Annotated in this window: 23 protein-coding genes and 1 tRNA gene; 7 read left to right on the forward strand and 17 right to left on the reverse strand. The window is 35.0% G+C overall.

What is annotated here, in order from left to right; translation table 11 throughout:
- The first annotated feature begins 18 nt into the window (after window positions 1-18).
- Window positions 19-1,509, forward strand: coding sequence for a serine hydrolase domain-containing protein (locus RCJ95_RS02410; RefSeq protein ID WP_446721848.1), 1,491 nt, complete (start codon window positions 19-21; stop codon window positions 1,507-1,509).
- Window positions 1,510-1,670: 161 nt separating this feature from the next.
- On the opposite strand, the gene RCJ95_RS02415 is transcribed toward RCJ95_RS02410, so the two are convergent.
- A complete protein-coding gene (locus RCJ95_RS02415; RefSeq protein WP_446721849.1) occupies window positions 1,671-2,666 on the reverse strand; it encodes a DUF4179 domain-containing protein in 996 nt (331 codons plus the stop codon).
- Complete coding sequence (locus RCJ95_RS02420; protein ID WP_221680915.1) at window positions 2,667-3,197, reverse strand: sigma-70 family RNA polymerase sigma factor; 531 nt, start codon at window positions 3,195-3,197, stop codon at window positions 2,667-2,669.
- Between the two features lie 361 nt (window positions 3,198-3,558).
- Here RCJ95_RS02420 and RCJ95_RS02425 point away from each other — a divergent pair, with 361 nt between their 5' ends.
- Window positions 3,559-3,753, forward strand: a complete 195-nt coding sequence (locus RCJ95_RS02425) for a YjcZ family sporulation protein (protein WP_004226543.1) — start codon at window positions 3,559-3,561, stop codon at window positions 3,751-3,753.
- Between the two features lie 333 nt (window positions 3,754-4,086).
- Window positions 4,087-4,275, forward strand: coding sequence for a hypothetical protein (locus RCJ95_RS02430; protein WP_221680916.1), 189 nt, complete (start codon window positions 4,087-4,089; stop codon window positions 4,273-4,275).
- Between the two features lie 147 nt (window positions 4,276-4,422).
- Here the strand turns inward: RCJ95_RS02430 and RCJ95_RS02435 are convergent, their stop codons facing one another.
- From RCJ95_RS02435 to RCJ95_RS02455, 5 genes are all read right to left on the reverse strand, one after another.
- On the reverse strand, window positions 4,423-5,061 hold the full coding sequence (locus tag RCJ95_RS02435; RefSeq protein ID WP_312128302.1) for an NAD(P)H-binding protein: 639 nt from the start codon (window positions 5,059-5,061) through the stop codon (window positions 4,423-4,425).
- 248 nt (window positions 5,062-5,309) lie between these two features.
- Window positions 5,310-5,522, reverse strand: coding sequence for a hypothetical protein (locus RCJ95_RS02440; RefSeq protein WP_112118074.1), 213 nt, complete (start codon window positions 5,520-5,522; stop codon window positions 5,310-5,312).
- 316 nt (window positions 5,523-5,838) lie between these two features.
- Window positions 5,839-7,791 (reverse strand): LTA synthase family protein, encoded by a 1,953-nt coding sequence (locus RCJ95_RS02445; RefSeq protein WP_257520285.1) that lies wholly within the window; start codon window positions 7,789-7,791, stop codon window positions 5,839-5,841.
- 409 nt (window positions 7,792-8,200) lie between these two features.
- Window positions 8,201-8,722, reverse strand: coding sequence for a DinB family protein (locus RCJ95_RS02450; RefSeq protein WP_221680919.1), 522 nt, complete (start codon window positions 8,720-8,722; stop codon window positions 8,201-8,203).
- Window positions 8,723-8,867: 145 nt separating this feature from the next.
- Window positions 8,868-9,089: a hypothetical protein gene (locus RCJ95_RS02455; RefSeq protein WP_257520286.1), complete on the reverse strand. Its 222-nt coding sequence runs from the start codon at window positions 9,087-9,089 to the stop codon at window positions 8,868-8,870.
- A gap of 273 nt (window positions 9,090-9,362) precedes the next feature.
- Here RCJ95_RS02455 and RCJ95_RS02460 point away from each other — a divergent pair, with 273 nt between their 5' ends.
- A complete protein-coding gene (locus RCJ95_RS02460; protein WP_257520287.1) occupies window positions 9,363-9,542 on the forward strand; it encodes a hypothetical protein in 180 nt (59 codons plus the stop codon).
- Between the two features lie 414 nt (window positions 9,543-9,956).
- Here the strand turns inward: RCJ95_RS02460 and RCJ95_RS02465 are convergent, their stop codons facing one another.
- From RCJ95_RS02465 to gabT, 7 genes are all read right to left on the reverse strand, one after another.
- On the reverse strand, window positions 9,957-11,426 hold the full coding sequence (locus tag RCJ95_RS02465; RefSeq protein ID WP_257520288.1) for an aminoacyl-histidine dipeptidase: 1,470 nt from the start codon (window positions 11,424-11,426) through the stop codon (window positions 9,957-9,959).
- A 23-nt stretch (window positions 11,427-11,449) separates the two neighbouring features.
- Entirely contained in the window at window positions 11,450-12,892 is a 1,443-nt protein-coding gene (locus RCJ95_RS02470) for a YfcC family protein (protein WP_221680922.1), read from the reverse strand.
- Window positions 12,893-13,163: 271 nt separating this feature from the next.
- A complete protein-coding gene (locus RCJ95_RS02475) occupies window positions 13,164-13,730 on the reverse strand; it encodes an MFS transporter (RefSeq protein WP_446721850.1) in 567 nt (188 codons plus the stop codon).
- Complete coding sequence (locus tag RCJ95_RS02480) at window positions 13,627-14,436, reverse strand: MFS transporter (RefSeq protein ID WP_446721851.1); 810 nt, start codon at window positions 14,434-14,436, stop codon at window positions 13,627-13,629. Before RCJ95_RS02480 ends, RCJ95_RS02475 begins: the two co-directional genes overlap by 104 nt.
- A gap of 127 nt (window positions 14,437-14,563) precedes the next feature.
- Complete coding sequence (locus tag RCJ95_RS02485) at window positions 14,564-15,751, reverse strand: metal-dependent hydrolase family protein (RefSeq protein ID WP_446721852.1); 1,188 nt, start codon at window positions 15,749-15,751, stop codon at window positions 14,564-14,566.
- Between the two features lie 123 nt (window positions 15,752-15,874).
- On the reverse strand, window positions 15,875-17,266 hold the full coding sequence (locus RCJ95_RS02490; protein WP_221680924.1) for an NAD-dependent succinate-semialdehyde dehydrogenase: 1,392 nt from the start codon (window positions 17,264-17,266) through the stop codon (window positions 15,875-15,877).
- 24 nt (window positions 17,267-17,290) lie between these two features.
- Window positions 17,291-18,592 carry a 4-aminobutyrate--2-oxoglutarate transaminase gene (gene gabT, locus RCJ95_RS02495; protein WP_257520290.1) on the reverse strand — a complete coding sequence of 434 codons (1,302 nt, stop codon included), beginning with the start codon at window positions 18,590-18,592 and terminating at the stop codon, window positions 17,291-17,293.
- 111 nt (window positions 18,593-18,703) lie between these two features.
- Here gabT and gabR point away from each other — a divergent pair, with 111 nt between their 5' ends.
- Window positions 18,704-20,119 (forward strand): MocR-like transcriptional regulator GabR, encoded by a 1,416-nt coding sequence (gene gabR / locus RCJ95_RS02500; RefSeq protein ID WP_221680926.1) that lies wholly within the window; start codon window positions 18,704-18,706, stop codon window positions 20,117-20,119.
- Between the two features lie 419 nt (window positions 20,120-20,538).
- Here the strand turns inward: gabR and RCJ95_RS02505 are convergent.
- A tRNA-Arg gene (locus RCJ95_RS02505) sits at window positions 20,539-20,612 on the reverse strand.
- Between the two features lie 221 nt (window positions 20,613-20,833).
- Here RCJ95_RS02505 and RCJ95_RS02510 point away from each other — a divergent pair.
- The gene (locus tag RCJ95_RS02510; protein ID WP_312128262.1) at window positions 20,834-21,580 is read left to right on the forward strand and encodes an SDR family NAD(P)-dependent oxidoreductase; all 747 of its coding nucleotides are present in this window, start codon (window positions 20,834-20,836) and stop codon (window positions 21,578-21,580) included.
- 93 nt (window positions 21,581-21,673) lie between these two features.
- Window positions 21,674-22,324 (forward strand): hypothetical protein, encoded by a 651-nt coding sequence (locus RCJ95_RS02515; RefSeq protein WP_221680936.1) that lies wholly within the window; start codon window positions 21,674-21,676, stop codon window positions 22,322-22,324.
- On the opposite strand, the gene RCJ95_RS02520 is transcribed toward RCJ95_RS02515, so the two are convergent.
- Window positions 22,321-23,019, reverse strand: coding sequence for a YqjF family protein (locus tag RCJ95_RS02520; protein WP_312128260.1), 699 nt, complete (start codon window positions 23,017-23,019; stop codon window positions 22,321-22,323). The two genes, RCJ95_RS02515 and RCJ95_RS02520, sit on opposite strands and share 4 nt — an antisense overlap.
- A gap of 58 nt (window positions 23,020-23,077) precedes the next feature.
- Window positions 23,078-23,239: a YflJ family protein gene (locus RCJ95_RS02525; RefSeq protein ID WP_257520321.1), complete on the reverse strand. Its 162-nt coding sequence runs from the start codon at window positions 23,237-23,239 to the stop codon at window positions 23,078-23,080.
- Window positions 23,240-23,339: the final 100 nt, after the last annotated feature.

Genomic DNA, 23,339 nt, shown 5'->3' on the forward strand with positions numbered 1-23,339 from the left:
TCTAAGGAGAAAAACAACATGACATTATTAACGAAGAAAACGGTGATGTTGATGGTAATGTTAGTATTTTTTACTTTCACACCCGAATTTGGACACGCAGCATCAAATGATACAATTAGTAAAATTGATCAGTTTATTGAGGAGCAGCAAACCATTAGTAAAATCCCAGGAATTTCAGTAATTATTGTTGATAAAGGGAAAACCGTCTATCAAAGGGGCTTTGGCTTTGCAGATACAAAAACAAAAACGCCTGTTACCTCTAATACCCTTTTTGAGCTAGGCTCGACGTCTAAAGCATTTACAGGCCTCGCTATTTTACAATTAGAAAAGCAAGGTTTGTTAAAACGATCAGATGATGTCCGAAAGTATATCCCTTGGTTATCATTAACCTATAAAGGCGAAAATCAGGCTGTGACAATACAGCAGCTAATGTCTCATACTAGCGGAATTCCCTCAAATTCCATTACTCGAATCCCAGAAAGCACAGCTGATAATGCCCTTGAATTAACAGTTAAAACACTGCTGGATCAATCTCTAAATCGTCAACCAGGTAGTTCTTTTGAATATGCAACCATCAACTATGATGTCTTAGGACTCGTCATTGAACAAGTGGCAAAACAGCCATTCGATCAGTATATTCAACAGAAAATTTTACAACCTGTTGGTATGAATCAATCTTTTGTAGGGATTCACCAAGTACATTCCAAACATATGGCTTCTGGCTATAAAATAGGTCTAATGAGAGAGCAGCGATACATACCACCTATCTATCGTGGCAATATCCCTGCTGGTTATCTGATCAGTAACGCTAATGATATAGCCAGATGGTTAAAATTACAGTTAGGAAACAGTGATATCTACTCAATCAGTAACAATTTAATTCAAGAATCCCATACTCCAGATCTAACAGTGGAGCCTTTTGATACGAATACTTACTATGCAAACGGTTGGGCCGTTGTGAAAAAGGACACAAAGTCATATATCTACCATGCTGGTGAGAATCCAACCTTTTCCTCATATTTCATTATGCAACCTGACGAACAAATTGGCGTGGCTATTTTAGCCAATATGAATACAAGCTCTACAACAGCGATTGGACAAGGTGTCATGGATTTATGGGAGGGCAAAACGATTGACATGCAACATATCAGCAGCTATCAAAAGCTAGATAAAATTGTGACAATCATCTGTGCTATCATCATCGCAATCAGCATTATTTTCTGTTATCTATTCGTTCAGAATATACGCAACCTCTATAAAAAACAACGTAGTATGGCAAAGCTAAATTACAAAAAAATATTGTTATTATCTGCCCATACTATACTTGTGGCGACAATGCTGACAGCAATATTTATCACACCTAACACAGTACTTGGCGGCTTAAATTGGACATTTATTAACGTATGGGCACCAACTTCTATTACATTCCTGTTGTATAGCTCCATTTCGGCCAGTCTTCTATATTTATTATTAGGCTTTATGATTATTGGTACTAAAAGGAAGAATTAAAATTTAATAGCTTAAAAGATATACAATTAATAGCCTTATCTTGATTGAATACTGCGTGAGATGAGCTAATGGTAAAGATGCTAACCTGTATAATTCATTGAAACTACATCAATGAATTGATTCCTTCAGCCTTTGGAAAGAAGTTGTAGGAACAGACCATATCATTTTAGAGAAATATTAATACTTGGGAGCGGAACAAGCTCTTTCCGCTCTAATGTTTTTTCGTCAACAATTCTTATAGTTGGTGTAATGATTAGCGTTCGAATATCAGAATCAGGTATAAAAACCTCAACATAACCATTTACTCGCCCAGAACCGCTTTTAATAGTTGTTGCTCCTACTTTTTCATATACATTTCCAAGATTATCTTCTATGTCTACCATTAAAAATTCTGTCTCCCAGTCAAGATTTCCCTCAAAATAAAGAGTGGTTATATATTTTCCCTCTGTTATTTGATTATAAAATAGCTGGTATTGATCATTACCAAATGGTATATTTACTTTTCTTGAATAGGCTTGGGTTGGTGTAAGTTCTAATTGAAAGTCCCAATCTCCTTCTACTAGAGTCGTATTTTTCATACCTATAAAATCTTTGGGACGCCAATGTACATTTATCGTTTCATCAATTACTTTGTCTGAAATTCTCGCCGTAAACATACCAATCCAAGTAGCATCATTCTTTTTAATGATTTGATGACTAAGTACGTCTAACTTGTTTCCGTTGACTTCTAAATCACCCTTCCAAAATAGAGGAGGATCATCTATCGATTCTTCATGTTTCATTTCATAACTAACCGATACAACAGTTCCATCGAAAAAAGCTTCAGCTACTTCAATGGAGGTTCCGTTACTTTCGTCTTTTTGATTGATGATTGATGCATGATCACTAAATACTTGTAATTGGGGATTATCATTGCTATTTAATAGTTGCTGTACAATTGGTACTCGATTAGCCACTACAGGTAGCCAAATGCTACTACTAGTAAAAATGAATGTGAGCATGGCGACTATACTAACCCATTTCCATTTTTTAAATACATACTTCTTGTTTGAAGATGACCGTAAAACACTTTTTTCAATATTAAACTTTTCCCAATCAGATAATTCAACTGGTTCAATCTCTTCAACATCTATTCCGATAAAATCCTTTTCGTTCATTTAGATACCTCCCAGCTCTTCTGTTAACTTTAACTTACCTCGATATAAACGATTTTCAACAGCTGATTTAGATAGACCAAATATCTCTGCGATTTCTCCGTTGGAATATCCTAAGTAGTATTTCAATAGAAAAATTTCCTGATCGTTTTTACTTAAATTTAAAATACTGATAAACAGTTGCTCTTTTTGTACTCTTTGTTCTACAATTCTCTCTGGAAGATCCTTGCTATTTGAAATTGATGAAAGTAACTCGACTGTTTTAGGCTTATTTTGAAGACTTCTATATGTATCAATCGCTTTATATTTTGCGATAACACCAATCCATTTTTTAAAATCAATCTCATCGCCAGTAAATTGAATACTCTTTTGCCAAATGGTTAGAAATACATCGTTGATACATTCTTCAATAGCTGTTTGATTGGGCTGTAACACTTTCACTACTATGGCTTTAACATAACCTCCATATTTGTTAATCACTTCTCTTAAAGCTTGTTCTTCCTTTTTTTGTAGCTGATTAATTAATGAATACACGAAGTTAGAAAACCTCCTTTCTTCTCTACAAGTAATAACGAGCGAATGAAAAAAAACTCTCACATTATTTAATAAAAAAATAAATGATTCCTTTCCACAACAGATTGTAGTTAAAAATAGAAACGGATTAACATAGACTTACTGTTTCAAACCTGTTCCACCATCATTCATCAAAAAATTGACAATAATGATGGAGTGGATTGACAACTAACCTTTAGTTTCATTCATATCAAGTGTTTAGTGATACGCATCCTTCACCCAAGATCCCTTTTAAAATTACGTAAATACGATTCATTAGACGAATACCCTTTTCTCTTTCAACGGCATTCATACAATAAACTGAAAGAAAGGAGAGATCTTGATGGGATACTTTGGAAATATGGGTAATTTCAATTGTTGTTATGGAGGCTATGGTAACGACTATAGCGGGGGTTATAACATGAGTTGTGGTATGGACTATGGCGGTAAAAATAATAGTTCAACATTCGTTTTAATCGTTGTGCTATTCATTCTTCTCATTATTGTCGGAGCAGCTTTCGTCCAAAAAGAATATTAATATTTATTGAAAAACATGTAAAAGGGATGATCTTCATTATTGGGAGCGAATAATAATGTCGATACATCATAGCAAAAAGGGTCACTCCCAGTCTAGTGGCCCTTTTTAAATCTGTATACCCTTTGCCTTGTTCAATTTTATATTTCTCATTTCCCACATTTTCTGTAATACACATCGTTAAAGAAATATAATAAGCCAACATTTTTACTCCCAGTTACGCCCCATATCTGCTTTTACATCATAAAATTTTTTAAAAATGAAACCAACTAAAGCCATGAATCGTAAACTTATTTAAGAAAGCCAGCACTTTTTTTGTAAAAGGGGTCGAGTAATGTGAAGAAGTGGTTGCAAGAAAGGAAAAACACAAGAAGAAGAGAGAAGAGACGTAATGATCAATATTCTTTAATTGACTTATTTCTTGACGTACTTGGTTGGATACCAGAATTGCTTTTCCTCCCATTTAGAATCATTTATTGGTTGTTGAGAGGGGTTGGAAGGTTTATTGGAGAAGGTTTTAATTAAAAGCTACTCAAAAGGAAATCATTTGAGTTTTTGAACCAATACGATTGAGGCAAGGGAAAATTTTGTGGAGCATTCAAAAGGGATAAAGTCATTTAGTTGAGGCGCTGACCCTATCCCTCTATAAGTGGCATTCTCCTTTAAAGTAGATTAATTAGAGATAAATGGTGATTTTTGTACATACTTTTGATTTTCTATTTGGTTAATGATGAATGTAGCTATATCCCGATTTGTTATCTTTGTACCTGGCATATCTCTAAGATTTTCCTTTATGAATCCTACTTCATTTCCCTCTACTATAAATGGAAGTCTAATTAGTGTCCATTTGATTACTTGATTATGGCTAAGTAGATGCCATTCTTTTTTCTTATCCATCATCATTTTTGAATAAATAATTGCAAATATCTTTGCACCTATTCTATTTATAATACTCTTTGTATCTCCAGCAATGGTTAGAGATCCACCCGTTACCCCAATATAACGATCCATATGTAAATCAGACATGACTCCCAATATATTTTCCGTTACTTTACTATAAATTGGTTTTTCTTTCATTGGTTGACCAAAAGTATTGATAACGATTTGACAATCTTTTAATAGCTTTTGAAGATCCTCGATATTTTGTACATTTCCTTCTATTACCTCAATCCTACTGTCTCTGAAAACTAACTTTTCTGGGTTTCTAACAAGCATACGTACGTGATATCCTTTCTCTAATGCTTTAGAAGCAATGTAACGCCCCGCTTTACCTGTTCCCCCAATAATTGCAATCTTTTTATAAACGTCCATGATGCCCTCCTGATTATCCTAATAATATGTATACGGGAAAATCATGGTTTAGATTCAATTATTCACGTCTCTTAATCAAACGAGATAAAGGAATAGTAATTTTGTTCATTCTAGCTAGAGCTTTTGTCTATACAAAAGAAAAAGAACCACTCCCTTAAAAGAAAATGGCACTTTCAACGCCTCATCGTACTTACTTGATAATACGCTTTTTAGGTGTATTCAACTTAACTCTTGTGTAAAAATATAGATCAGTGGTTTATATTATTTACTAAGTCTTTATTATAGGCAATCCACTTCTCCATTTCTCTCTCGACAGCTCGATTTTGCCATTCAAACCAAATACCTGTACATTCACTACAGTGACTATCGACACCCTTTTTTTCATGTGTATCTTTACATGTAAACACAGTCTTTTTACGACAACTATAACAGTAAATGACTATGTCTTTATAAAATTCCATCCCGATCAACTCCTCAAATTTACACCTATTTCTTTCCTTTTTTCATCTATATTATTCTTTATAAAGAAATAAGTAAGGATGATGAGTACCATCATGTTTGTTCCTCTCCTTACTAATAAAAGCGATTCAAACCCTTACTATTAGGATTTGAATCGCTTTTTCAGTTAGTCCAATTTTCTATTTGAACCTTAAGGAGAATATAAAATCTTGGTATTGCCATACTTATTCAAAATGACCAATAAAAAAGCAATTCAAGGTAATGGTATGATATCCTATAGACTTTGATATCGTACACAATTCCTTGAACTGCCTTAAATTATTTAGACTCTACATTCTCATCAGGAGAGTAATTATACTGAGAAGGATCAACTGGCGTATAACCTGTTGGCGTATAGAACCTCAATAAGTCACCATTTACGACTCTATCAGATAACGCCAATTTATGATCTACTTCATTTTTAACCGTCTTTGCTTCCTCTAATTGACTCTCGTCTAATGGTAAGCCTGTTTTATTATCATAATATTTTTCATTAATTGAATAAATAGTAGGACTGACAAAATCGCCATTTCTAAATGGAACAATTTCATCATGCTCTTCTGATAATAAGTCTGAACCAAATTGAACAAATTGTTGTGAATCAATTCCTAGTAAATGCAATAACGTTGGCAGTAGGTCTGTTTGGCCACCATAGCTATGGTTGGTACCACCTTGTATGCCTGGAACATGTATAAATAATGGTACACGTTGTAAATTAGCACTTTCATATGGTGTAATCTCTTTTCCAATGACTTGTTCCATCGCTTTATTATGATTATCGGAAATACCGTAATGGTCACCATAAAGCACAATCATTGAATGATCATATAAACCTGATTCTTTTAATTGCTGGAAGACCTGTTGAATTGCTTCGTCTGCATAACGCGCTGTTTGGAAATAATTATCAACGCTTGCATCTCCCGTATTGGCTTTATCAATTGTCACTAAATCTTGATTCATTTTGTATGGATAGTGATTTCCTACCGTAATTAATTTTGTATAAAAAGGTTGTGGTAAGGAGCTTAAAAGACTTTGAGATTGTTCAAAGAATGGTTTATCTAACAAACCATATTCAGCCATGTCCTCGGAAGTACCTGTGTTATAGTAACTAGCATCAAAGAATTTGTCGAATCCAAATGATTTATAAATCACATTTCTATTCCAAAAGCTTCCGTTATTACCATGGAATACAGCTGATGTATAACCATAATCTTTTAAAATACTTGGAGCTGCCTGATACGTATTTTGTGCTTTAGTAATATAAGCTGATCCTTGAGGTAACCCAAATAAAGAGTTTTCAAGCATAAATTCTGCATCAGACGTTTTCCCTTGACCTGTTTGATGGAAGAAATTATCAAAATACAATGTATTCTTATCTTTTGCTAATGAATTTAAAAATGGTGTTACTTCTTCACCGTTTAATTTATAGTCGATTAAAAAGTTTTGGAATGATTCTAAATGTAAATAGATAACATTCATTCCCTTAGCTGCACCAAAATATTGGGCATTCGGCTTGGCATAGTTTGATTTTGTATAGTTAATTACTTCTGTAATATCACTACTATCAGCCAAAGCTCTCTGAGAAGATGCTTTCATCGTTTCAACTGAGTCATAAATCGTATAGTTATACATTCCTAGATATTTCACAATATAGTTTCTATCAAACCCACGTGTTAAAAGTTGAGGACGATTAGATTCAGCTAGTCCTAAATTAAGGACTGATACCGCTAATGCAAAGGCAATGATTGCCATTCCTTTTTTATAGCCAAAACGCTTCGTATCTTTTAGGATTTTTTTAGAGAATAGTAGAAAAAGCATAACAAATACATCCACAAAGAATAAGATATCATAAGGTTTTAGCAAAGAAAGAACACTGCCGCCTAAATCCCCAAAGTTCTGCGTTTGGGAAAGTGTAGGTAATGTAATGAAATCACTAAAGAATCGGTAATAAACAATGTTGGCATATAAGACAATAGACATCAATGTGTAAACTACAACGAGTGATGTGTATTTTCTTTTTCCTTTAAATATAAATGAAAATCCTAGAAATAGCATTGCTGAGCCTAGTGGATTTATTAGTAAAAGGAATTGTTGAATGATTCCTTCTACACCTAAGTCAAATTGTGATAGTTGAGAGATGTATGTTTTAATCCATAACATTAATACTGCTACTATATAAATTCCTAAAAAGTTTTGTAATAGGTTATCTTTTTTATTTACTAGATTTTTCATTTTTGCACCTACCTTTTACTGATTAAATTAAAATCTAGATATATATACTGATAAGTACTGTATTGCACTTTATAAAATGTTACGTTACAATAGCTTTTTTTGCGACCAATGTATAGTACTCCCCATTTAAACTTCTGTCAAGTTGTTAGCTATTCTTCATATAAATATTTCTAATTAACCTAAATATTGTTCAAAAAATACCCAGTAAACATGAGTTTTTAACTAAAATTTACTGGGTATTATAAGCCATAATTAACCTTTATGAAATCTGCCCCGCAATTTTTCTCATTTGGCATCAAAAAATCTTCCATTCAAATGAATTGGAAGATTTTCTGGAACACTATTTAGACTAATAAACAAGATTCTATGACATCGTTTTCTAGCATTTATACATTTCTATAGAATCTTTCTATTTAGACGCTTCAATATTTATTTGAGCACTTACTGAATCTTTCAATGATGAAGAAAGACCTCGTCTGATTAAATTTGCAGAAACAGGCGCTCTCCCCATCTCCCTTGCCCAAATTGATAATTGTCCTATATGATGAATTTCATGTGCAATGGTATGACGAATTATTTCACCCCATGTATGTGTCTCCATACTACCATCGTCTAATGGAATATGAAGTATACGCTCTTCCATACTGTCATCCCATTGGTTTACAAAGCTTTCTACTTCTAAATAAAATGCAGCTTCCAATTTACGAACCTTTTCCAAGCTACTATATTCATCAAAGCTCTCCTGAAAATCAGTTTTCCCTTGCATTAGACGAATCCAACTCCATTCAACATCAATGATATGGAAAAGTGTGTGTAGTATACTGCCCATTCCACCAGTTCGGTTTTGCAAAAGTTCTTCATCAGTCAACTCTTCACACCAACGAAACCAGTCTTCCCTAACTAGCCAATTATATTTAAAAAATGTTTGCAAAAAAGCACCTCCGTAGTTGTTGAATATTATAACTCACAATTTCTTCATATAAAGTGAGGATTCCTTCTTTGCTCTTTTCACATATCTAAATAAGCACTAAAAGTAACATAAGTATAGCAACATTTCTAAGGTCAAAGTCTAGTAATCACCACTTCTGGTTACTATTATGAATTTTTCTATAAACGTAATCTGCGTTATCTAAGTTTTTCCAGCTACTAATAAAATTTAGTATTAGCATAAAAATTCCAAATAAAATAAATGCCACCATATATTTACCTATGAAAAATAAAACAAACGTTGCAACCAAAAGTAATATCATTAAAATTATTACAAGGATTTGTAATTTCCCCCTCTTCTTCTCATCCATCTGTTCAACCTCCAATGAAAGCGCCAGTACTTTTCTAAAATGTTTCCCTTGGTTTATTTTACCATAATATATGTTAATGCTCCATAATTAACCTTATCGAATTCATTTTTTTCTAAATAGTCAATTATCTAATATAACATCCCAACATCAGAATTTCCCTTACAGATTTCCCTTACATAATCTAGGGGTGATCTGAAATTTTAAGGATGAAATAGAAATAAACAAGGGATATTTTATAGGATAAGTTAAATAATATCTTGAGGAGGTGTTGACATGAAACGCGATAAAAAAAATACAGAGTTTGCAACAGACGAGCCAACAAAACAATCATTTGCTAGTGGAGCAGACCCAAAAAAACCTAATGGGCGCAAAGAATCTACTGAAGCCCCACGCCCACAACGAGAAGAAGACCTTATTATGGATGAGAAAAAAGGTAAGTCAACTTCATTATAATGTAAGACAAGTTAGTATTTTTGACCACTCTATTAGAGATGGTCTTTTTTAATTTTCTCCACATCATGTAACCCTATATAAAGATTGAGACCACCCATCATGGAGTGGTCTTTATTAGTTTCTTTAAAGGGCTCTGAAAACTTTAAAATCCACTATGTTGCACCTGGTGATAAAGACCACCCCTATATATTTCCACCAACTTTTGTTCCCATGAATATATTTTGTGGTATATGGCATTAGTAGATAAACTGAAAGATAACACTATTGTCTATTTATCCGCTTACTATAAAGTAAAAATTTTACATAAAAGAAATTATATATAGTGTTTATAGTTGTACTCTCCCCTTATTACTTAGCCATATAATCCCCTTCTTCACCTCTATCCATTTGATAAGCCCATTAGAAAGCTTTGTTTTACCAATGATAATTTTTCATTTTTTTTAAAGTGTAAAGAAAGTATTCCCAATTTTCTAATGTTGAAGGAATACTTAAATGTTCATTCGGCGTATGCACATAAAATATATCAGGACCAATAGAAATAGCATCTAAGTCTGGAATTTTATCTACTAAAATACCACATTCTATCCCGGCATGTACCGCAATGATTTCAATATCTGTACCATATTTTTCTTTATAAGCTTCTTCAAATAAGTTTCTAAGTTTTGATTCAGCACGATATGGCCATTCTGGATAATCTGAATCCGTAGACAAATCACCGCCAAGCATACCAGTGATTATCTGTGCCTGATTAATTATTGAGTCCTTTAGGCTTTTAATAGAACTTCTTGTTTCACTTTCATACTTTATCACTGTGTCGTATGTATTAACGACTCCTAAATTTGTTGAACTCTCAACTAGACCTTCAACTTCCGTACTTCTACTTTGAACACCATTTGGTATTAACATGAGAGCAGCAATAGCTTTCTCCTTTGTTGTTTTTGAAAAAACTTTTCCCACATTAGTTTCAATCGGTTCAAGTATGATATTTATTTCTGGATCGGAAATACGTAATTCATTTTTTAGTATTCTATTCCACATTTCTATTTTTACAAAGAATTTTTCAACTATATCTGGATGAAGTTGTATCATGACTTGTGCTTCACGGGGAATGGAGTTTACTTTTACGCCCCCATTAATTTCTTGTATAAAGTAAGAAAATTCATTTGATAGATCATATAGGACTCTCCCTAATAATTTAACGGCATTGCCTCTTCCTTTATCAATAGATATACCAGAATGTCCTCCCTGTAGCCCACAAATACTCAAATTGTACGTTACAGCATTTTCCGGAGAATTGTCCCAAACAATAGGGATTTTTTGAGTAACAATAACTCCACCTGCACTACTAACTAACAACTTTCTATCTTCCTCAGAATCAACATTAATTAGCAATTTACCTTCAAGATGAACTGGGTCGACTGCATGGGCTCCTCTCATAGTTGTTTCTTCTTCCGTCGTAATAAGTACTTCAAGAGAAGGATGAGGAATGTTAGAAGAATCCAACAAAGCCAGGGAATAAGCGACGGCAACCCCATTATCCGCACCTAAAGTAGTATCTGAAGCATATAGCATTTCCCCCACAATTCTTAATTGTAAAGGATCTTTATTAAAATCATGATTGTTGCCTTTGTTTTTTTCACAAACCATATCCATGTGCCCTTGAATAATTACAGTCGGTACGTTTTCATATCCGGGTGTAGCAGGTTTTTTAATAATTACATTTAATGCTGCATCTTGTATAACTTCAAGATTACGTTCTCTTGCAAAACGAACTAGGTAGTCGCTGATCTCTTTTTCATTTGACGAACCACGGGGGATATTAGATATCTCCGCAAAATAATGAAACACAGGATGTTTCGTTAATTCTTTCAAGCTATTATACATTTTACTCACACCCTTTTCGTTTTTTATGGTCCAAAGTTAATAACTACTGCGATAATCACAAATAATATTTCTAAAGTAAATATAAATAGGAAAAGTGGCCATAAAAATTTATACCAACGATCCATAGGAATACATGCAATTCCACATATTACAGCAACCGAATTTGGCCATATCATATTGGCGAATCCATCTCCCAACTGAAAAGCTAAAACTGCAATCTGTCTATTTACTTCAAGCACATCCGCCAGTGGGACCATAATAGGCATAGATGTCACTGCCTGAGCACTTGCCGAATACAAAAAGAAATTCAATATTGTTTGTAAAACCAACATAGCCGATGCTGCAATATGAGGGGATACTCCATCTATTGTTGATGCAGTATAATGAACAATTGAATCAATTATACGGCCATTTTCTAAAACGACTAAAACAGCATTAGCCATACCGATAATTAAGACACCAAAAGTTGCATTTTTACAAGCTTCAATAAAAACTTCGGATATTTGACTAAAATTCATTTTGTTTACTAATCCAATGACTATCATCGCGATGATTAAAACCCCTGCCAGTTCCTTAAGATACCATTGATATTTAGCTGTTCCAAATACAAGCGTACAAATTGTAAGTGCAAATAAAATGATGCTAATCTTATGTCGAGTTGTAAATTCCAAATTTACAAGGTTGTTTGAACTTACATTTGATAGAAAAGAAAAATTAACATCTTTCACAACACTCTTCTCAGGGTTTGCCTTTATCTTTCTAGCATAACGCATTACATAGGTAATAGATAATGTCATGAAACATATAAAAATAATCATACGAAAACCGATACCAGAGAACATGGGAACATCAGCAATACTTTGGGCAATTCCAATAGTAAATGGATTGGTCAAAGCTGCTGCGAATCCGGTAGCTACACCTATATAGACAACCGCCAGACCAACAATTGCATCATAGCCAAGTGCTATCATAATTCCCATCATTAGAGGTATATACCCATAGCTTTCTTCATACATACCAAAAGTAGCTCCCATGAGGCCAAACATAACCATGAATACAGGTATAATTAGTATCTCTTTTCCCTTCGTCTTTCGAACAAGCGCTCCAACTCCACTATTGAAAGCACCAGTTTTCGTAAGCATAAATATAAAGCCATACGAAAAAAAGACATAGAAAATAATTTCTGATCCCCGTAACATCCCTTCGTACATACTAGTAGTTATATCAAAAATACCGACTGGAGATTGCTCAACATGCTGATATGATCCTGGAACCACAACTTGTCTTTGTGTAACTGGATCATCCACTCGCTTAAATTCACCAGCTGGTATAATGTATGTTAATAAAGAAACTACGATAAGAATGATACCCATAATGACATAACTATGAGGCATCGAGATTTTGAATTTTTTCTTATTTGATTTCTGAGACTTAACCCCCGATAAACTTACTTCACTTTTCTCCATACTTTTCCCCCAATAATTAAAACTTTTCTATATAATTGTTCATAAATAGTAAAAGACTGTATTAATGTGTAAATAAAAGAACATCCAAACTGGATAGAAAACTTTTCAGTAAAAAGTGTTTATATGCACTTCGCAAATTGTTCAATGTTCATTTCTTGTAATATATACCTCCAAATATTATGTAAAAAATTTATAACATAGCTAAATGGAGGCTAGAAGGGGATTAAACACTTTCAAAACAACGATTCTTTGCTCATGAAAGGAAAGAATATTAATCCTCTTTTGAAGAATGGTCAATTTTCATATTATAAAGAACGATCGTTGTGATAATCGCACTAAAAATAATATAAAAAGAAGGTGCTATACTCATATTCGTTTTTTGAATTAGATAAGTCGAAATAAATGGTGCAGTTCCTCCAAAACAAGCAACAGCTACGTTATAACTAAAAGAAAGTGTACTATGTCGAACTTTCACTGGAAAAATCTCTACAACAGTAGCAACACCAGGTCCTGAATAAATGGCAATTAAAAGAGCATAGATAATCATAGCAATAACAATCAAAACTGAGTTTCCTGAAGCAATCATTTGGAAAAGAGGATAAATTAAAATCCCTAGTGATATCGATGACGTTAAGAGCAGTGGCTTGCGACCCACTCGGTCAGAAATATATCCGAAAATCGGTACAAAAAATAAAATGATTAAAGGTGCGATAATTTTCGCAATTAAAGACACATTATTTGGTAATCCGAGAACTCCAGTTAAATAAGAGGGAATAAAAGTTAGTAACCCATAATATGATACCGTCCAAAAGATCGTAAAGCCAATCCCTGTTAGCATATGTTTTTTTGTATTTTCTGAATAGTACAAAAATATTTTCTATAGATTTAACTTCGTTTTGTTTCGCTTGCTCAAACTGTGTAGATTCGCTCGCATTACGACGAATATAAAGTCCAGCTATTCCAAGCACTCCCGAAAGAATGAAGGGAATTCTCCATCCCCATGCTTCTAACATTGGAGCAGGCATTGTTGTCGTTAATATGACAAATAAAATAACCCCACTTAATGAACCGATTGAAACACTTACTTCTTGGAAACTACCCCAAAATCCGCGAGATTGTTTATTTGCTGATTCAACTATATAAGAGGCTGCTGCACCATATTCTCCACCAGCAGAAAAACCTTGAGATAGTCTTGCGAATACGAGTAAAATTGGAGCCCAAATACCGATTACTTCATGACTTGGAATCACACCCATTAAAAATGTCGCGAAAGTCATTATAAATATCGTTAAAGAAAGAGCTTTCTTCCTTCCCACTTTATCACCGTAACGTCCAATCACAAGTGCACCAACTGGTCGCATTAAAAATCCAACAGCAAATGTTGCGAACGTTTGCAAAAGACTGGATAATGAATCATCTGTTATAAAAACATTAGCTGCAATAAAAGTTGCAAAATAAGCATAAATACTATAGTCAAACCATTCAACGATATTCCCAATACTTCCAGCGAAAACTGATTTACGAATTTCCCTATTATTTTTCATAGTTGTAGTGATAATAAGAAAAACCCCATTTCTTTAGGTTTATTGTGAAGAGACATTGAAATTTTTTGAAGAGATTGATTAATTGATAAAATGAATACGTTATCATTTTAAAGATTGCTTAATGGAATTAATAATCCATTAAGCAATCGTTCACTGTTTTACCGTTTTTTAGAACTTTTTTCTTTTTTGACAATACACTTAAATCATCTAGTGGATTACTTGGTAATATAAGAAGGTCTGCTTTCCTTCCTACTGCTATTACACCTCGGTCTTTAAGATCAAGACACTCTGCAGCTACCCTTGTAGAAGCTTGAATCACTTGCATTGGTGTCATTCCGACATCCTCCATAAAAAGCAATTCATCAAAGTAAGCGTCAGGTCCAGTTACTGAAGATCCCGCATCCGTACCAGTAACTATTTTCACACCGAGGTCAATTGCAATTTTCATCATACTGCGATGTGGATCTAACACTTTTTCAGATTTAATTCGAACCCATTCCGGGACACGTTCATCATATGCTAGACGTTTGTATACTTCCAAAGTCGGGATTAAATAAGTTCCTTGTTCTTTCATTTGACGTAAAGCTACTTCATTTGCGTAAATACCATGTTCAATCGTATCTATTTTAACTTCTAAGCAAGTTAGAATTCCTTCTAGTCCCCCTGTATGGGCAGCAACTTTTCTATTACGTTTTTTTGCTTCTTCGACAACAGCTTGCAACTCAGATTTCGTTAACTGAGATGAACCTGGTTCTTCTCCAAAAGTTGTCATTCCACCGGTTGCCATTACCTTTATAAAATCAGCGCCATCTTTAAACAATTGTCTTGTTGCTTTTCTTGCTTCATGTGGACCGTCAATTTCTTTACAAATATGATACACATGTCCACCAGTCATTGATAAAGCTTCACCACAACAAATAATCGTTGGTCCCAAAAGCAATCCTTGATTAATCGTATTACGTAATTCAATTATTGTTCTGTGGATCGAGCCAACATCACGAACTGATGTAATTCCTAATGATAATGTTCTTAACGCATTGCGATAAGCTTTTAAAGCAATAAAACTATCATCTTGGTCATGCATAATAAATTCATCTTCTGCACTTCCATTCCAAATTAAATGAACATGTGCATCTATCAATCCTGGCATTACATACTGAGTTGAGCAATCTATGACGATATCATTTTTAGTAATTTCTACAGGTTCATTTGTCATTTCTATAATTATCTCGTCTTCAATAATAATATTTAAAGATGAAATGACTTCCTTCGATACTCCGTCAATGACATTAGCATGTTTCAAAATTGTTTTCACAAGTATCCTCCTCTAGACTAATCACTTAACTAATTTAAACGTACGTTAACGGAAATTCACTTTATACTTCCAAACATTTGTACTCAGATAGTTGAGGTAATCAATTAATCTGTGAATCTACCATTACACTAAGTTACCAATGGATAGATACTTTGTTTCCAAGTAAGGTTCAATACCTTCAATACCACCTTCTCGTCCAAGACCACTTTCCTTCATTCCCCCAAAAGGACTGTGAGCAGCAGACGGAGCTCCGTCATTCCATCCAATAATTCCGAAATCCAAGTGATCATGTAGGTACATACCAACTCGATAATCATTGGTAAAGAAATACGCTGCTAAACCATACGGTGTGCTATTAGCAATTTCAACAGCTTCTTCGATAGTTTTGAAACTGATAATTGGTGCAATGGGACCAAATGTTTCTTCTTGCATAATAGCCATACTTGCATCGATATTTTTCAATACTGTAGGATATACAAAAAAGGAACTTTGTTCTTTATTCACATCGTATTTGTTTCCTGTTAGCACTTCCGCACCTTTTGCTACCGCATCTTCGACTTGAGCAACAATTTTATTAAAGCCTTTTTCATTGATAATCGGGCCAATATCCACGTTAGTATCCATCCCATTTCCTACTGTCAATTTATTTACTGCTGCAGTTAACTTTTCAGAGAAGGCCTCGATAACGTTCTCATCTACAAGAATACGGTTTGCACAGACACATGTTTGTCCAGCGTTCCTAAATTTAGAAATAATCGTTTGACTGACTGCATAGTCTAAATCAGCATCCTCAACAATAATTAGTGGTGCATGTCCACCAAGTTCCATAGTGAGATGCTTAACTGTTTCTGCACTATTCTTCATTAACACTTTTCCAACAGGGGTTGAACCAGTAAACGTAATTTTGCGTATAAATTCACTATCCGTAAATAACTTCCCAACAACTGGACCTTGACCGTTTACATATTGGATAACATCAGTTGGAATACCAACTTCATGTGCAAGTTCTATCAGTCGCATCGTTGTTAATGGTGTTTCTTCTGCCGGTTTCACAACAAATGAACAACCAGCAGCTAAAGCAGGCGCTGCCTTTCTCGTCATCATAGCCGCAGGGAAATTCCAAGGCGTAATAGCAGCAACCATACCTATTGGTTGACGGCTAACTACGATTCGTTTTGTTTCAGAAGATGCTGGGATTGTTCGTCCGTAAATACGTACAGCTTCTTCCGCATACCAATCAATATAGCTAGTTGCATAATTAATTTCACCAACAGCTTCACTAAGAGGTTTTCCATTCTCTTTCGTAATGATTTCAGCAAGCTCTGCCTTATGTTCTTGGATTTTTCTTGCCCAATCCTTTAATAATCTAGAACGTTCATGTGCATTTACTTTCGCCCATTTCTTAAAACCGGTTTGACCATTTTCCAATATTAACTTAATTTCTTGTTCTGTATGACAACTTATTTCCTTTAATATCTCACCTGTAGCTGGATTCATTATTTTCAATGTTTCCATATCGCGGCACTTCCTTTGTTCGATTTAATTAAAAGCAACTTCCAAGATAGCCAATCCTTTATCAAGCTCTTCATCCGTAATGACAAGTGGAGCTAAGAAACGAATGACATTTCCGTTTAAACCTGCAGACAATAACAACAGCCCATTTGCATTTGCATACTTAACAATTTCAGCTGTTTTCTCTTTATCGGGTACTTTTTCGTTACAATTATTTACGATTTCTACTGCAACCATAGATCCCAAACGACGGATTTCTCCTACGAACGAATGTCGTTCAGCCAGTTCATGCAATTTGGACTCGATTTTTCCCCCCATATCTTCAGATTTAATAAGAAGATTCTCTTCTTCAATAATATCGATGACAGCTAGTGCAGCAGCACACGCAACTGGACTTCCTGCATATGTACCTCCTAATTCACCAGGGGCTGCGGCATTTAATATCTCCGTTCTACCGACAACACCACTTAAAGGTAGTCCTGCCGCTAAAGATTTCGAAACTGTTGTAATATCTGCAGCAATTCCAAAGTGTTCCATTGCAAACATTTTTCCGGTTCTACCAAACCCAGTTTGAATTTCGTCTGCTATAAAAACAATCCCATGCTCTTTGCAGAAAACACTTACAGCTTCCACAAATTTCTTTGGTGGAATTACAAAGCCACCTTCTCCTTGTACGGGTTCCATTACAACACACGCAACTGTTTCTGGAGCTACTGTCGCAATAAAGAAGTCTTTGAACTCTTGAATTACTCTATCAACATATGCTTCATCCGACATTTCACTTGGTTTGTGATACAGATATGGATAAGGAGCTTGATAAATTTCAGATGGGAAAGGGCCAAATCCAAATTTATAAGGCTTAACCTTACTTGTCATTCCCATTGTCATATTCGTACGTCCGTGGAATCCACGTACAAATGATACAACTGCTTGTCTTCCTGTATACTTTCTAGAAATCTTAACAGCATTCTCAACAGCTTCTGCACCAGAATTGAATAAAATTGCCTGTTTTTCAAAATCCCCTGGTACGAGCTCACATAGTTTTTCTGCTAGATTAATATACCCTTCGTACATCATTACATTAAAACCAGGATGCAAGAATTTTTCAACTTGTGAATTCACTGCAGCAGTCACTTTCGGATGACTATGCCCCACATTCAACGTGCCAATTGCACTCGCAAAGTCTATCCATTTATTCTGATTGACATCCGTAATTGTAGCCCCAAACGCATGGTGTGCTATGTTTAGATTTCCATTACTAACACCTTTAGGTACAAACTTTTTTCTTTTATTCTGTAATTCTTCAGTTAAATTATTTCTTAAATACACAATTATTCTCTCCTTCATTACAAGATACTGTAATTATGCAAATTATCTGATACAATGAAAAGTATCAGAAATCAATATTACAAGGTACCAGATACAGAAAGAAGGAATTAAATGTTTTTTCTAAAATCAGATATAACTGGTGATGATATACATATTTATCAACAAATTTGCATTGGAATAAAAGAACAAATATTATCAGGTGCACTTCTACCTAATGAAAAATTACCATCAAAAAGAAAGTTAGCTGACATGTTGAAAGTTAGCGTTAATTCGGTAACAAATGCATACGAGCAGCTTTTAGCAGAAGGGTATATCTATTCTTTAGAAAGAAAAGGGTATTATGTAGAAAATATAACTAAATTAGTTAAAAATAATAAAAATATAAACATATTCCCGAAGGATTTAAAAGAAGACTTTAGAAAAGAAGATGGTTGGCTATCCCTCTCACATATGACGTCGGATATCTCGGTTTTCCCTTTTAATGAATGGATGAAATGCCAACGTATAGCTATCCATAATCACCAAAATGATCTTGCAGAAATCGTCCATCCACAGGGGCCTTATTTAGTGCGAAAAACCCTCTCTAGATTGATTGCATTATCTCGCGGTGTGATTTGTGAACCCGAGCAAATTGTCTTTGGTGATAGTACCCAAACCTTAATCAGGAATCTTATTAGCATGCAGGAAGGCAATCCAATAGTTGCTGTAGAAGATCCGGGTTATTCCCGGTTATATACGATGTTAAAAATTATTACGAGCAATGTATTAACTATTGAATTAGATGATAAAGGAATCGATATCGAGAAGGTTGAGTCTTCAGGGGCAAAGTTCCTTTTTGTTACCCCATCACATCAGTTTCCAACTGGTATTATTATGCCCATCTCCAGGCGCATAGAGCTTCTAAATTGGTCTATACAAACACAGAATCGCTATATAGTTGAAGATGATTATGATAGTGAATTTAAGTACAAAACTGATAATATACCTTCATTACAAAGCTTGGACACTAATCAACGTGTCATCTATATCGGTACATTTTCTAAAACGATGTTTCCAGGAGTTCGAATTAGTTATATGGTACTACCACCTAAATTATTGAAAGAATATCGGCAGCAATTTTCAAACTTAATACAAGGTAGTAATTCTCTGGGTCTATTCGCCTTACACTATTTCATCGAACAAGGTTATTACGATCGACATGTTAAAAGAATGAATCTACTTTATGAAATGAAAAGAGATCTGATTATTAAAGAATTATATCTTCGATTTGGTGACGACATTCAAATAAAGGATGTTTCAGCTGGATTACATTTTCTAGCAAGATTTAAAACAAATAAAACCTACGAAGAAATTAAAGCAATGGCCATCCAAAGGAAGCTGGAGATTTATTCAATGAGACGGTTTATGCTGAAAAATAAATACCACATTAAAAATAAAATTGAGATCATTGTCGGATTCGCAACTATCGATGAAAAAGATATTGTTGATGCTGTGGAGAGGTTGTATCAAATCATTAAAGGATTTTAGTGAATTATAATAAAAAGAGGCGATACTTCGGAAAACTTTTTGGTTATTCGCAAATTGAAACCGTAAAGAAGCAGTACATCGCTACCTATATTGAAAAGCATATCTCAAAACAATTGACGCAGGCGTTGTATATATATCATGTACATCTGGTTGAATAAATAGTCTCAATAAAAAGAGCCATCACAAAAATTGTGAAGGCTCTCACTCAGAATTCTAAGTCTGCCCATCTAACTTTTTGCCCTTAGTGCAATAACAGTTACAAAACGACTTAGTAATACTTTTTCTTGTGTAGAAACTTTTCATTTTCTATCCTTTTCTAACATATTCTCAAAAAAAGGAAAAGCGCCTCAAACCCTTTATATTAAAGGATTTGAAGCGCTTTTCATTTGGTTCAAACTTAATCTATCTGAACCTTAAGACGTCCCAGGAGGGATTCGAACCCCCGACCGACGGCTTAGAAGGCCGTTGCTCTATCCAGCTGAGCTACTGAGACATGATGTCATTTCTTATGTATATCATAGGAAGGACAATATTTATTATATGTACTTTATAGCATAATGTCAACATTAATTTTACTATGCAGGCAAGGTTTGCCTCATATTTTTTATCGTATGTTGCTACAGCATCCATTATACCATTTCTTCACCCTCTTAACAGGACGGATAGCAAAATATTTGCTACACTATTGGCGATACAAAAGTAGGAGGTTTGTGGATGTTTAAAGATTTAGTCGTTATTGTCACAGGTGGTGCACAAGGGATTGGTAAGGGTATTACGCTTGCATATGCACAACAAGGTGCAAAAGTGGTGATTGCTGATTTGAATGCAGGCTTAGGTCAACAGTTAGAACAGGATATGCTTGCTCAAGGCTACTCTGCAATATTTGTTCCAACGGATGTGACAAAGGAACAGGATATCATTCATTTGATGCAGCAGGCTGTGGAGCATTATGGAACCATTCATATTTTAATTAATAATGCTGGGAAGTTCCAGCATCAATCTCCTTACGAGGTGACGTTTGATGAGTGGCAGGATTTGTTGCAGACGAATTTAACGGGTTCCTTTTTCTGTGCCAGAGAGGCTGCAAAAGTGATGCGGCATAATGCAAAGGGTGGTTCCATTGTTTCGCTGGCCTCAACGCGAGCTGAAATGTCAGAGCCTCATACAGAAGCTTATGCGGCTACAAAGGGAGGGATCATAGCATTAACACATGCTTTAGCGCGATCTTTAGGGCCAGATCAAATTACTGTGAATTGTATTTCACCTGGGTGGATTGAAACAGGTGATTATGAGGCACTACGGCCAATCGATCATGCGCAGCATTTGTCAGGAAGGGTTGGTCTGCCTGAAGATATTGCACAGGCTTGTCTCTATTTAACAAACCCTATGAATAACTTTGTGACAGGTATTAATCTTACAGTTGATGGTGGCATGACGAAGAAAATGATGTATGAGGCGTAATTTTGTGGTCTCTTCTTTTCTTTCTGGTTCTTCATACTCCGAGATTCCTTGGAGTATGCTACTGTAGGAGAAAGAACAAGAAGGAGTGAAGCCTTGTACCCCTATTCAAATGGTTTTTCATTAAGCCAGCTGTATCATGCCCCCTATACGCAGTATACGGCTCCGATTCGTCACTTTTTACAGTCAAATGATTACCGACGCTGTATTAGTAAAGCCGAAGCAGACTTTATGGCTATGAACCGTTTACTTTGGATGGAGCATGTAAATTGGACACGGATGACTATTATAAGCATTGTGTTTAATTTACCTGATTTACCCTTTGTGCAGCAGCGTTTGCTACGCAATGCAACCGATTTAGGAAATTGTTTACGCCCCTTTTACGGTGACTCCGTGGCGGATCGTTATGCAGCTTTAATTAAAGAGCATCTGGTAATTGCGGCTCAATTAGTGACAGCTGCTGCGAAAGGTGACGCTACCACAGCGGAAGCAAAAGAGAGGGAATGGTATCGTAATGCAGATGATATTGCTTTCTTTTTGCATACAATCAATCCATACCTAAGTAGAGAGGTAGTACAAAAAATGTTTTATACGCATTTAGCTTTAACGAAAAATGAAGCTGTCACGATGATACAAAAAGATTATCAGGCAGATGTAGAGGTATTTGATGAAATTGAAGCAGAGGCACTTGCGATGTCAGATATGATTGCCAGCGCCATCGTTATGCAATTTTGCTACCTCTTTTAATGCAAAGATCTTGGTGGATTTATGATCATTTTATGCTCTACTGCTGGAGGAAAAACTCTCGCCGTTTTGTTTTTGGCATAATGAGTACGAGGCTGCATGTCCTGAAGTTTCCCCTTCATAAAAGAGGCTAATGTATTGCTTTGAATCGTTACGTTGGCTCGCTTTAATTCCCATGGGGAGTGGTGAATATCAATGCGAAAAAGTGTATCCTTCCATTTCGCCCATGAATGGTAGCGCTCTACAATCCATCGGTCAAAACTAGTATTGGTCTTGTCTCCTATTGTATAAATAACCCTCAATCTTTCGTCACATGCTTTGTAATGGCTTGTGCATGAATAGTGATTCCCTCTTTGTTTTACTAGGATGTTGGAATGGCGATATGGCAAGCTACCTATTGCCGTGATTTTTGATAGGAAATAATTCGTCACATCTAAATGAAAAAAATAGATGCCTTTCATGCCGTTATACTCCACATATGTTCGGACATTCAATTGTAAATAGGTAGTCATCCCAGGAAGAGGTGGTAGAAAGCGTAGCCGATGTCGATAAACTTTAAAAAGGACAGCACTAAGCCAAGCATTTTGTTCAAAGAGATCGAGCTTCAGTTCTTTAGGTACATGTTTTTCGAGTTCTTGAGGGGCTATTGGCCAATGTAAAAATAGAACATCTTGCCATGTTTGAGTCATCATCCACATAGTAAAACTCCTTTCTAATCACTAGTTTTTCCTAGAAAGGAGTTCTTCAAACAAACGTCTATTGATCTTGCTCAGCAGACTCTATTGCGACATAACGATAATATAAGTTTCGTAATTCAGATTCTTTATATAAGCCTAAATGACTTTTAAATTGAGGATGAACCATTATTCCATGAGCACGTAAAACTTTGACAAACCAACCCTTTGAATACTTATGCACCGACCCTATTCTCCTTTATTTTTATTCATACATAGAATATGCGTTTGAATACGGTAGAGTGCCTTTATACAAATAAAAAACGAGAGAATAAATAGCTCTC

The sequence above is a fragment of the Lysinibacillus sp. BSL11 genome (assembly GCF_052928325.1).

Coding starts and splice junctions, on each gene's coding strand:
- RCJ95_RS02410 (WP_446721848.1), top strand. CDS start 19: ATGACATTATTAACGAAGAAAACGGTGATGTTGATGGTAATGTTAGTA.
- RCJ95_RS02415 (WP_446721849.1), bottom strand. CDS start 2,666: ATGAACGAAAAGGATTTTATCGGAATAGATGTTGAAGAGATTGAACCA.
- RCJ95_RS02425 (WP_004226543.1), top strand. CDS start 3,559: ATGGGATACTTTGGAAATATGGGTAATTTCAATTGTTGTTATGGAGGC.
- RCJ95_RS02435 (WP_312128302.1), bottom strand. CDS start 5,061: ATGGACGTTTATAAAAAGATTGCAATTATTGGGGGAACAGGTAAAGCG.
- RCJ95_RS02440 (WP_112118074.1), bottom strand. CDS start 5,522: ATGGAATTTTATAAAGACATAGTCATTTACTGTTATAGTTGTCGTAAA.
- RCJ95_RS02445 (WP_257520285.1), bottom strand. CDS start 7,791: ATGAAAAATCTAGTAAATAAAAAAGATAACCTATTACAAAACTTTTTA.
- RCJ95_RS02455 (WP_257520286.1), bottom strand. CDS start 9,089: ATGGATGAGAAGAAGAGGGGGAAATTACAAATCCTTGTAATAATTTTA.
- RCJ95_RS02460 (WP_257520287.1), top strand. CDS start 9,363: ATGAAACGCGATAAAAAAAATACAGAGTTTGCAACAGACGAGCCAACA.
- RCJ95_RS02465 (WP_257520288.1), bottom strand. CDS start 11,426: ATGTATAATAGCTTGAAAGAATTAACGAAACATCCTGTGTTTCATTAT.
- RCJ95_RS02470 (WP_221680922.1), bottom strand. CDS start 12,892: ATGGAGAAAAGTGAAGTAAGTTTATCGGGGGTTAAGTCTCAGAAATCA.
- RCJ95_RS02475 (WP_446721850.1), bottom strand. CDS start 13,730: ATGCTAACAGGGATTGGCTTTACGATCTTTTGGACGGTATCATATTAT.
- RCJ95_RS02480 (WP_446721851.1), bottom strand. CDS start 14,436: ATGAAAAATAATAGGGAAATTCGTAAATCAGTTTTCGCTGGAAGTATT.
- RCJ95_RS02490 (WP_221680924.1), bottom strand. CDS start 17,266: ATGGAAACATTGAAAATAATGAATCCAGCTACAGGTGAGATATTAAAG.
- gabR (WP_221680926.1), top strand. CDS start 18,704: ATGTTTTTTCTAAAATCAGATATAACTGGTGATGATATACATATTTAT.
- RCJ95_RS02510 (WP_312128262.1), top strand. CDS start 20,834: ATGTTTAAAGATTTAGTCGTTATTGTCACAGGTGGTGCACAAGGGATT.
- RCJ95_RS02520 (WP_312128260.1), bottom strand. CDS start 23,019: ATGTGGATGATGACTCAAACATGGCAAGATGTTCTATTTTTACATTGG.